At 64.3% G+C, this 11,090-nt stretch carries 8 protein-coding genes; 2 read left to right on the forward strand and 6 right to left on the reverse strand.

Going from position 1 to position 11,090, the window contains the following annotated elements:
* Positions 1 to 10: 10 nt before the first annotated feature.
* From RMO89_RS18280 to RMO89_RS18295, 4 genes are read right to left on the reverse strand one after another with little or no spacing between them, the layout of a single operon-like run.
* Entirely contained in the window at positions 11 to 670 is a 660-nt protein-coding gene (locus RMO89_RS18280; protein WP_310534953.1) for a CoA transferase subunit B, read from the reverse strand.
* Positions 667 to 981, reverse strand: coding sequence for a DUF5076 domain-containing protein (locus RMO89_RS18285; protein WP_310534954.1), 315 nt, complete (start codon positions 979 to 981; stop codon positions 667 to 669). Before RMO89_RS18285 ends, RMO89_RS18280 begins: the two co-directional genes overlap by 4 nt.
* On the reverse strand, positions 978 to 2,126 hold the full coding sequence (locus RMO89_RS18290) for a hypothetical protein (protein WP_310534955.1): 1,149 nt from the start codon (positions 2,124 to 2,126) through the stop codon (positions 978 to 980). The genes RMO89_RS18285 and RMO89_RS18290 overlap by 4 nt, the downstream gene beginning before the upstream one ends.
* A complete protein-coding gene (locus tag RMO89_RS18295; protein ID WP_310534956.1) occupies positions 2,126 to 2,848 on the reverse strand; it encodes a CoA transferase subunit A in 723 nt (240 codons plus the stop codon). Before RMO89_RS18295 ends, RMO89_RS18290 begins: the two co-directional genes overlap by 1 nt.
* A gap of 184 nt (positions 2,849 to 3,032) precedes the next feature.
* Between RMO89_RS18295 and RMO89_RS18300 the strand changes: the two genes are divergently transcribed.
* Positions 3,033 to 3,815, forward strand: a complete 783-nt coding sequence (locus tag RMO89_RS18300) for a universal stress protein (protein ID WP_310534957.1) — start codon at positions 3,033 to 3,035, stop codon at positions 3,813 to 3,815.
* Between the two features lie 394 nt (positions 3,816 to 4,209).
* Positions 4,210 to 6,513 (forward strand): CDC48 family AAA ATPase, encoded by a 2,304-nt coding sequence (locus RMO89_RS18305; RefSeq protein WP_310534959.1) that lies wholly within the window; start codon positions 4,210 to 4,212, stop codon positions 6,511 to 6,513.
* Between the two features lie 24 nt (positions 6,514 to 6,537).
* Here the strand turns inward: RMO89_RS18305 and RMO89_RS18310 are convergent, their stop codons facing one another.
* Entirely contained in the window at positions 6,538 to 7,905 is a 1,368-nt protein-coding gene (locus RMO89_RS18310; protein WP_310534960.1) for a CHASE3 domain-containing protein, read from the reverse strand.
* A gap of 26 nt (positions 7,906 to 7,931) precedes the next feature.
* A complete protein-coding gene (gene polA, locus RMO89_RS18315; protein ID WP_310534961.1) occupies positions 7,932 to 10,787 on the reverse strand; it encodes a DNA polymerase I in 2,856 nt (951 codons plus the stop codon).
* Between the last annotated feature and the right edge of the window lie 303 nt (positions 10,788 to 11,090).

Raw genomic sequence — 11,090 nt, forward strand, 5'->3', positions numbered from 1 at the left:
GCGGGTTCCTTCAATCGACGTAGTGCGCGGTGGTCTTCTCGCGGACTTCCTGCGGCGTCACACCGGGGGCACATTCGATCAGGCGGAAGGGCGATGCGTGATCGGGGCGCTGGAACACGGCGAGGTCGGTGACGATCATGTCGACTACATTGCGACCCGTCAGCGGCAGGGTGCAGGCCGGGATGAACTTGGCGCTGCCATCCTTGGCGCAGTGTTCCATGACGACGATGATCTTCTTGACCCCGGCGACGAGGTCCATCGCGCCGCCCATGCCCTTGATCATCTTCCCCGGGATCATCCAGTTGGCGATGTCGCCATTCTCGGCCACTTCCATCGCGCCGAGCACGGTAAGGTCGATATGCCCGCCGCGGATCATCGCGAAGGACTGCGCGCTGTCGAAATAGGCCGAGTGCGGCAGTTCGCTGATCGTCTGCTTGCCGGCATTGATCAGGTCGGCGTCAACCTCGTCGTCATAGGGAAACGGCCCGATGCCGAGCATGCCGTTTTCGCTCTGCAGCGTGACGGTAATGTCTTCGGGCACATGGTTCGCCACCAGCGTCGGAATGCCGATGCCGAGGTTGACGTAATAGCCGTCCTGCAATTCCTGCGCGGCGCGGGCAGCCATTTCATCGCGGGTCCAGCCCTTGGTCAGGCCGTCGTGAGTGGTCATTCTGCTTCCTTCAACCTTAGACGTTCTTCGTCCATGCCATTCAAAATGCGAGCCAGCGCCTCTGATTCAGTCAGGGAGTCATTTGCGGCAAATGTCGTTGCCGCTGTATGAGCGCACTCGATCAGAAGTGCGCCAAGCAACTCAGGCGTCCAGCTTTTGGAGCGCGATACCCCGACGAACGAGCGATCTGAGTTCACCCAAAGCCTCGCCAATTCGGCGGCATCGGGGGGGAGAGGTCCCATCACATTGATGTCCAATTCCCCCGGATGCCGGCGTTCAAAGCCCAGCGGCTTCAGCAATGCTGCCATCATGGCATCGGAGCCGGGGCGAGAAACCAGCCGTTGCCGAACAGGCGGTCGGCGGGAATCTGGGTGTCCGGGTCCTTGAGGTAATCGAAGGCTTCGTCGAAATCGCCGCGACGGTCGCCGGCCATGGCGACGACGCACCAGTTGCGTGCGGCGGAGAGCCGGCGTGCCTGCTTGCGGTCACCCGGGCCCTTGAGCAGCAGCAGCCGGTCGGTCTTGCTGGGATCGAGCCCGGCGCGCGCCAAGGCGGCGGAAACCTTTTCGGCCTGCTCGACTTGCAGGGCGCTGGTCCACATCACGGTGATCCCGGCGGCGCGCAGCGCGGAGAGCGCCTCGGCGAGGCCGGGCTGCGCGGCAGCGGCGGCGGGGTCGAACACGTTCAGTTCGGGATCGAGGTCGATCAGCACGGCGGGTTGCAACTTGCCGCACTGGGCGCGGCGCGGGGCGCTGAGCGGGTCGTTGGGGTCGATCACGTCAAGCACGGCATCGGCCATCGGCGAGGATGCGCGCGACAAGGCGTAGGACGTGAGGCCGAGATAGCCCGCGCTACGGGCCGCAACCGGGATCGGTGCAGCGGGCATCATCACGCGCGCACCGGCTGCCGGGCGCGGGGCAGGGGCGGTGACGAGTTCGGCGGGCGGCGCGGCGGCTGGAAGCGGAACTTGCGCGAGTGCCGGTGCCGGCTCGATCTTCGCTTCGATCGGCGCAAGTGCGAGCGAGGCAGGCTCGGGAACCGGGGCGGGGGCGGGGGCTGGGGCGACCTGCTGCGGGGCGTCAGCGACCGCGCCTTTGGTTACGAGCGTCGGTTGCGGCGCGGGCGCGGGCAGCGACGAGGCGGGAAGGTCAACCACGGTGTACATCCGGGGCTGGGCCGGGCCGGTGGGCACGGCGACGGTTTCGGTCACCACGGTTGGCGCCAGCGTTGCCTTTGGGGCTTCCTCACCAACGAAGACCGCCTTGCGAACCTCCTTGGCCGGGGCCGAGGCATCCGACTGGCGGCTGCCGTCCTTTGGGCCTTCGGTCCGCTTCTTGGCGATGGTCGCACCCGCGAGGACCGGGATCGCTGCCGCCACGCAGCCCTGCAAGGCCAGCAGCGCGCCGAGCGCCAGTCCTGCTTTCAGCGCCCCCGTTCCAAGCCCCGCTGTAGTCATCAACCCATCTCCTGGTCACGTACGGTACGGAACTCGATTTTCTTGTCGTAAGGCGCGCCCAGCACCAGCCGCTGGACGTAGACGCCGGGCAAGTGGATCGCATCGGGATCAAGCGTGCCGACCTCGACGATCTCTTCCACTTCGACCACGGTGATCTTGCCGCAGGTGGCGGCGGGCACGTTGAAATTGCGCGCGGTCTTGCGGAACACGACATTGCCGGTCTTGTCGGCCTTCCATGCCTTGACGATGGCAAGGTCGGCAAAGATGCCGCGTTCGAGGATGTACTCCTGATCGGTGCCGCTCGAATCGGCGAAGTGCTTGGCTTCCTTGCCTTCGGCCACAAGGGTGCCGACGCCGGTCTTGGTATAGAACCCCGGAATGCCCGCGCCGCCGGCGCGCATGCGTTCGGCCAGAGTGCCTTGCGGGCAGAATTCGACCTCAAGCTCCCCGGCAAGGTACTGGCGCTCGAACTCCTTGTTCTCGCCCACGTAGGAGGCGATCATCTTCTTCACCTGCCGCGTGCGCAGCAGCTTGCCGATGCCTTCGTTGTCGATCCCGGCATTGTTGCTGGCAAAGGTCAGGTCCTTCACGCCGGCTGCGGCGATGGCGTCAATCAGCCGTTCGGGAATGCCACAAAGGCCGAAGCCGCCGCTGGCGATCAGCATGCCATCGCGCAGCACGCCATCAAGTGCGGAGGCTGCATCGGGATAGAGCTTGTTCATTGTCACTCCGGGTTCGCTTTGCGCTGTGCCTAGCCGAACGCTGTGGGACGGGCAATTGCGCCGAGGGGCCGCCGGGTACCATTTGTTGCGTGAAGGAACCGATTTGACGTGGATCATGGCGCAAAGGCCACGGATATGGTCGGAACGGGGTACAGGGTCATTCACTCTTAAAGGAGTTTCGCCGATGCGCTCCCTTCTCATTCTCGCCGATCGCACCCCCGCTGCCACAGGTAGGATCGAGGCCGGCCTGTCGATTGCCCGCATGACCGGCGGCCATGTCACCCTGCTGGTTGATACGCCAGTGATGCGCTTCACCGCCGTCGATGCCATGGGCGGCGCGAGCGTGGTGACCGAGGCGCTGCAGGAAGCAGTCGCCGATGACAATGCCTATGCCCGCTCGATCGACGCCCATCTCGCCCATGAAGACGTGCCCTGCACCGTGCTGCGCGCTGAAAGCGAGGCGCTGGATGCCATGGTCGAGGCCGGGCGACTGGCTGACCTCGCCATCGTATCGCGCGGCGACCCGCTGGCCGGGGACTTGCCGCTGGCGCTGCGCTGCCCGGTGCTGGCGGTCAGCGACGAAGCGCCGGTCACTTTCCCGGTCGAACGGGTCTGCATTGCCTGGGATGGCAGCGCCGAGGCGGCAAACGCCCTGCGCGCCGCCGTGCCATTGCTAAAAAGCGCGGTGGAAGTGACGGTCATCACGGTCGAAGATGTCCCTTCGGCATGGCCGGCCACCGATGCCCTCGCCTATTTGTCGCGCCACGGGATCGGCGCGGAGCAGGCGGTGCTGCCGAGACTCGGCTCTGTCGAAGATACCTTGCTGCGCGAAATCACCCTGCGCGGGGCCGGGCTTCTGGTCATGGGTGCCTTTGGACACAGCCGGGTGCGCGAATATCTGTTCGGCGGGGTGACCCGGTCGATGCTGGAAATGCGACACGGGCCGGCTTTGCTACTGGCGCACTGACCCTGCTGCATCGCAACAAAACCTGAGCAGAATCAGTCTGGTTTCAACCGAAACCCGATAAGCTTGGGTGAATTGTCGAACGATTTTCGCTAATTCACACGTATAAACGTGGATGGTTGCAAACTTTGCAATCGAAAATGCGCATTTCGCACTTGCACAATAAATCGAGTCGGGGAATAACGATCAGGCCTTTCAGGCATCCTCTCCCAAAGACTTCATGGGCCTGGTCGGAAACGACCGGGCCTTTTTTTGTCTCGCGATTACCCCCGGCAGGCCGGCGCTTTCGGCCGGCTTTCCGGTCCTCCCGACCAAGCCACCATTTGCAATCGCCGGAACCAGTTCCTAGCTTCGCCGTTCCCCGGATGATGGGGCAGGACTGCAGAGGGACGAATTGATGGCGCAAGCGAAAGCCAAGCAGGACGACACGGTGAAGCTGCAGGTTGCGGCAGCGCGGCAGGAGGAAAGCGGCCACGGCATTGCCCGCGTGCCGAAGTCCACGCTTGCCCGCCTCGGCGTGACCGAAGGCGACGTGATCGAGATCGTCGGCAAGCGATCGACCCCGGCGCGCGTCCTGCTCGCCTATCCCGAAGACGAAGGGCTGGAAGTGATCCGGCTCGATGGCCTGCAGCGCGCCAATGCCGATGTCGGTTCGGGCGACCATGTCGAGGTGCGCTCTGTCGAATCGCGCCCCGCCACCCGCGTGGTCTTTGCGCCCGCCCAGCGCGAAATGCGTCTGCAGGGACCGGCCGAGGCGCTGCGCCGCAATTTCTTCGAACGGCCGCTGCTCGCCGGTGACCTTGTCGCCACGGCGGGACAGCAGCAGGTGCGCGATATGCCGCCCCAGGTTGCGCGCATGTTCAACGCGCCGGCCTATGCGCTCACCCAGATCCGCCTGATGGTCGTCGCCACGACCCCCAAGGGCATCGTCCACATCGACGAGAATACCGAAGTCGAACTGCGCGAGGAATATGAGGAAGCATCGACCGGCCGCGCCGACGTCAATTACGATGACGTTGGCGGCATGGGCGATACCATCCGCCAGCTGCGCGAAATGGTCGAGCTGCCGCTGCGCTATCCCGAACTGTTCACCCGGCTCGGCGTCGATCCGCCGAAGGGCGTGCTGCTGCATGGCCCGCCAGGAACCGGCAAGACGCGGCTGGCGCGCGCGGTTGCCAATGAAAGTGATGCGCATTTCATCACGATCAACGGCCCGGAAATCATGGGCTCGGCCTATGGCGAGAGCGAACGGCGCCTGCGCGAGGTGTTTGAAGACGCGGCTGCGAATGCGCCGTCGATCGTGTTCATCGACGAGATCGATTCGATCGCGCCCAAGCGCTCGAACGTGCAAGGCGAAGCGGAAAAGCGGCTGGTCGCCCAGTTGCTGACGCTGATGGATGGGCTTCATGCGCGCTCCAACGTGGTCGTCATCGCCGCCACCAACCGGCCCGACGCGATCGACGAGGCGCTGCGACGGCCCGGCCGGTTCGACCGCGAAATCATCGTCGGCGTGCCGGACGAGAAGGGCCGCCGCGAGATCATCGGCATTCACACTCGCGGAATGCCGCTGGCGAAGGACGTCGATCTCGATGAACTGTCGCGCACCAGCCACGGCTTCGTCGGCGCGGATCTTGCCGCGCTGGCCCGCGAGGCCGCGATCGAGGCGGTGCGCCGGATCATGCCGCAGCTTGATCTGGAAGCGCAGACGATCCCGCCTGAAGTGCTCGAGAACCTGTCAGTCACGCGAAATGACTTTGTCGAGGCATTGAAGCGCGTCCAGCCGAGCGCCATGCGCGAAGTCATGGTCCAGGTGCCGAATATCGGCTGGGGCGATGTCGGCGGTGTGCCCGAAGCGGAAGAGCGCCTGCGCGAAGGTATCGAGTTGCCCTTGAAGCACCCCGATGCCTTCCACCGGCTCGGCATCCGTCCGGCCAAGGGATTCCTGCTTTATGGCCCTCCCGGAACCGGCAAGACCCTGCTCGCCAAGGCGGTCGCCAAGGAAAGCGAGGCGAACTTCATCTCGATCAAGAGCAGCGACCTGCTGTCCAAATGGTACGGCGAGAGCGAGCAGCAGATCAGCCGCCTGTTCGCGCGCGCCCGTCAGGTCGCGCCCTGCGTGATCTTCATTGACGAGATCGATAGTCTGGTTCCCGCGCGCGGATCAGGCGCCAACGAGCCGCAGGTTACCGGCCGCGTGGTCAACACGATCCTCGCCGAAATGGACGGGCTGGAGGAATTGCAGTCGGTCATCCTGATTGGTGCGACCAATCGCCCCGGCCTCGTCGATCCGGCGATCATGCGCCCCGGCCGGCTTGACGAGCTGATCTATGTCGGCACGCCCAACGCCGAAGGCCGCGTGCAGATCCTTGGTATCCACACGGCGAAAATGCCGCTGGCCAAGGACGTCGACCTGAAAGCCATCGCCGCCCAGACCGAACGCTTCACCGGCGCCGATCTGGAAGACGTGGTCCGCCGCGCCGGCCTCAATGCCATCCGTCGCTCGGGCGCGAAGGCGAAGACGGTTTCGGCGGAGGACTTCGAGGCGGCCCTGGCAGACAGCCGCGCAACAGTGACCGAGGAAATGGAAGCGGAATACGGGCGGATGAAGGGCGAACTCAAGAAGCGCGCCATGGCCGTCACTCAGATCGGCTTCCTTGCCCCGGGCATGGTCGAACCGATCCGTCCGAAGAAGCACGGGTAGCCATAAATCCGAAGCGGAAGGCGTTCAGTCTTCCGCTTCGGGTTCGGTCAGTTGGCCGACCGGGAAGACCAGCCGCAGCACAAGGCCGTGCGGGGCGTATTCGCGCTCGATGCTGCCCTGCAATTGCCGGGCGGAGCTTTCCGCCAGCTTGGTGCCAAAGCCGATCCGCTCGTCCGCCGCGTGTTCGGGCGGGGTGAAGCTGCAATGCTCTTCCCAGGTCACCGTGGCTTCCTGATCGTCGGCGATGGTCCATTGCACCTTGACCAGCCCGCCGGGCTGCGACCAGGAACCGTATTTCACGGCATTGGTCGCCAGTTCGTGCAGCACCAGCCCCAGCGGCAGCGCATGCGCGTCTGACAGGATCAGTTCGGGCCCGGCGATATCGCACTTGTGGGCGTCAGAGCGATAGGGCGCGACGGCCGTTTCGATCAGCTTGCCAAGGTGCGCGCCCGCCGCCGCCCCGCCGCTCTGGGTAAGTTCGTGGGCATTGAGTAATGCAGAAATGCGCGTGGCGACCCGGTCAAGCGCCGGCTTGGCATCGGGATCGCCCCGGCCCGACATCCGCACGATGGCGAGAACAACGGCGAACAGGTTCTTGATCCGGTGATTGAGTTCACGGCTGAGCAGGTCGGCGCGGTCGCGCGCTTCGGCCAGTTCATCTGCGTGGGCGGCGCGCACTTCGGCATCGATCAGCCGGCGCACCTGCCACATGCCGAGCGCCAGCACGGCGAGGATCATCAGGAACATCAGAACCAGCCCCGGCACGATGCGCGCCTCGGCCGATGCAGCCCGCTCGCTGGCATAGAGCAATTGCTCGCGCTCCATGTCCTCAAACCGGGAAACGGCGGCGCGCAGTTGCTCCATGGTTTGCAGGCCCTTGCCCGTCAGGATGCGGGTCCGCGCGACCTCGATTTCGCCGCGCGCGATCAGGGTGACGGATTCTTCAAGCTCGCCGAACTTGGTCTCGGTCAGCGTGCTGATCTGCGCGACAAGGTCCTGGCTGATGGCTTGCGGATCGTCCGCGGTGAAGGTTTTCAACTCGCCCAGTGTCGAGCGAAAGGCCTTCCGCGCCGTTTCATAGGGCGCGAGATAACGGCGGTCGGTGGTGATGAAATAGCCGCGCTGGCCGGATTCGGCGCTGGTCGTATGCTCGATGATCTCGTGCAGGAGCGTGATGACGTGGTCGGTGCGTTCGGCCTGCACGCGCTGGCGTTGTTCGGCGCGCACCGTGTCCCAGACGAGGATCATCGCCAACAGCAGCAGCGCCCCCAGCGCGATGAGCACGCCGAAGCCGTCGTTGCGCGTGGAATTCCACCACATCTTCGCATCGCGCAGCACCTGCCCCTTGGGACGGTACGGGTTGGATGACTTGGGGTAACGCCCGGTTTCCATGGCACTTGCAGCATTGACCCGTGGGGTCAGTGCGCTGCCCCCCAGCTCAGTCCGGTGCCGATCTCTACGCCCAGTGGCACGTCAAGCTTGACTGCAGGCTCCGCCGCATCGGCCATGACGCGCTCGATCACCTTGCTGGCGGCGGCGACGTCGCCTTCAGGCAGTTCGAAGACCAGTTCGTCGTGGACCTGCAGCAGCATTTTTACGTTCGGCAGACCGGCATCGATCAACGCCGGGGTCATGCGCACCATCGCGCGCTTGATGATGTCAGCGCTGGTGCCCTGGATCGGTGCGTTGATCGCAGCCCGCTCGCTGCCCTGCCGCTCGGCCCCGTTGGACGAGGAAATGCGCGGGAACCACGTCTTGCGGCCGAACAGAGTCTCCGAATAGCCGCGCCCGCGCACGCTTTCCAGCGTGTCGTGAATGTAGCGCTGGATGCCCGGGAAGCGCTTGAAATAGAGGTCGATCACCGCCTGTGCCTCTTCCGCCGGAATCCCCAACCGGCCTGCAAGCCCCCAGCGGCTGATACCATAAAGAATGGCGAAGTTAACAGTCTTTGCCCGCGCGCGGGTGTCGCGGTCGACCGTGCCGAACATTTCCTGCGCGGTGCGGGCGTGAATGTCCTCGCCGGCGGCGAAGGCTTCCTTCAGTTCGGGCACATCGGCCATATGCGCGGCGAGCCGCAGCTCGATCTGGCTGTAGTCGGCGGCGAGCAGGACATTGCCGGGCTCGGCCACGAAAGCATCACGGATCTGGCGGCCGATCTCGGTGCGGATCGGTATGTTCTGGAGATTCGGCTCGGTCGAGGAAAGGCGTCCGGTTTGCGCGCCGACCAAACTGTAGCTGGTATGCACGCGGCCCGTGCGCGGGTTGATCGCCGCCTGCAGCGCCTCGGTATAGGTCGAGCGCAGCTTGCTCAGTTGCCGCCATTCGAGCACTTTTCCGGCAATCCCCGAACCCTCACCGGCAAGGCTTTCCAGCACCGACTGGTCGGTCGAATATTGTCCGGTCTTGCCTTTCTTGCCGCCCTTGAAGCCCATCTTGTCGAACAGGATATCACCCAGCTGCTTGGGGCTGCCGATGGTGAATTCCTGGCCTGCCATGCCGTGAATCTCGGCCTCAAGCTTGGCGATTTCGGTGGCGAAAGTCGCGGAGAGGCCGGCCAGCCGCTCGCGGTCGACCTTGATGCCGTGGCGCTCCATCTGGGCGACGACGCTGATCAGCGGCCGGTCGACGCGCTCATAGATTCGGGTGCCGCCTTCCTCGCTGAGGCGTGGTTTCAGCACGCGGTGCAAGCGCCATGTGATGTCGGCGTCTTCAGCGGCATATTCGGTGGCGCGATCGAGCGGCACTTCGCCAAAGGATATCTGCTTCTTGCCGGTGCCGCAGATCTCCTTGAAGGTCAGCGTGGTGTGGCCAAGATGACGCTGCGACAGCTCGTCCATGCCGTGACCGCCACCGATCCCGTCGAGCGAGCGGCCAGCGTCGAGGTCGAAGGACATGACCATCGTGTCATCGACCGGGGTGACGGCGATGCCAGAGCGCGCGAACAGGGTGATGTCGTACTTGGCGTTCTGGCCAACCTTGAGCACGGCCTCGCTCTCCAGCAGCGGCTTCAGCAGCGCCAGAGCTTCGACGCGGTCCACTTGCTGCGGCTTTTCCGAGAACATGTCGGTGCCGCCGTGGCCGAGCGGAATGTAGCAGGCATCGTTCGGGCCGAGTGCCAGACTGACCCCGACCAGATCGGCCACCATCGAATCGAGTGACGAGGTTTCGGTGTCGAACGCCACCAGCCGCGCGGCATGGGCGCGCTCGATCCAGTGTTCGAGCCGCGCGCGCGTCTGCACGCATTCATAGGTGCTGCGATCGACCGCAGGCATCGCCGGCAAGGTCTGACGGTTGCCCTCGGGCGGGCTCGCGACAGCAGCGGTAACCGGCTTGGCGGGATTGAGATCGTTGCGCCGCTCAGGGCTGCCGCGCCCTTCGCCCAGCCGCTTGAGCAGGCTGTGGAAGCCGTGTTCGCTGAGAAAATCGGCGAGCGGGTCGGGCGGGATCTGGTCGAGCTTGAAATCGTCCAGCGGCATCGGCAGCGGGCAGTCTTCCTTGAGCTGCACCAGCACGCGAGACAGCCGCGCCATGTCGGCCTGTTCGATCAGGCTTTCGCGCAGTTTGCCGGCCTTCATTTCGGGAGCGGCGGCAAGCGCGGCTTCAAGGTTGCCGTGTTCCTGGATCAGCTTGGTCGCGGTCTTCGGTCCGATACCGCGAATGCCGGGCACGTTATCAACCGAATCGCCCATCAGCGCGAGCACGTCGCCGACCAGTTCGGGGACCACGCCGAACTTCTCGATCACTTCGGGCACGTCGATCCGCAGGTTCTTCATCGTATCGAGCATGTCGATGCAGCCACCACCGCTGCCGTCAGCCTTGTCGCTGCATTTGCCGACCAGCTGCATCAGGTCCTTGTCGGATGATACTATGGTCACGTCCCAACCGCGTTCGGTCGACGCGCGGGCATAGGAGGCGATCAGGTCATCCGCTTCGAAACCCAGCACTTCGATGCAGGGCAGGCTGAAAGCGCGGGTGGCATCGCGGATCAGCGGGAACTGGGGCACCAGATCTTCGGGCGGGGGCGGACGGTTGGCCTTGTATTGATCGTAGATCTCGTTGCGGAAGCTCTTGCTCGATGCGTCGAGGATCACGGCGAGGTGGGTCGGGCCATCGGCCTTGTGCAGGTCATCCGCCAGTTTCCACAGCATCGTCGTATAGCCATAGACCGCGCCGACCGGGGTTCCCTGCGGATTGGTCAGAGGCGGCAGGCGGTGATAGGCGCGGAAAATATAGGCTGAGCCATCGACGAGATAGAGGTGCTGCCGCGATTCCATGGACGATTCTCTAGCACCATTGCGGGGCCATGGAACCTGCGAGAGCCAAAAACCTGTGGCCATAAGCTTGCCACAATTGCCTGCCATAAAACAAAAATCGGCGGTAATCCGCCAGATTCGCCTCCTGCCCCCAGCGGGTTGGTGACTAATGCTTGCATCCCACAAACATTCGCATTATTTGTCGCCGTGAAGTCTACCGGATAGGTTGGCTTTACCGGGCGACTCCGCGGCATTGGGCCAAGGGTTCGAACGGGGTCCACTCGCTCAAGGATTATATACATGCGCAAGATCGCTCTCGTCGCC

Origin of the sequence: Novosphingobium sp., from assembly GCF_031424035.1 — a bacterium.
GTDB lineage: Bacteria > Pseudomonadota > Alphaproteobacteria > Sphingomonadales > Sphingomonadaceae > Novosphingobium.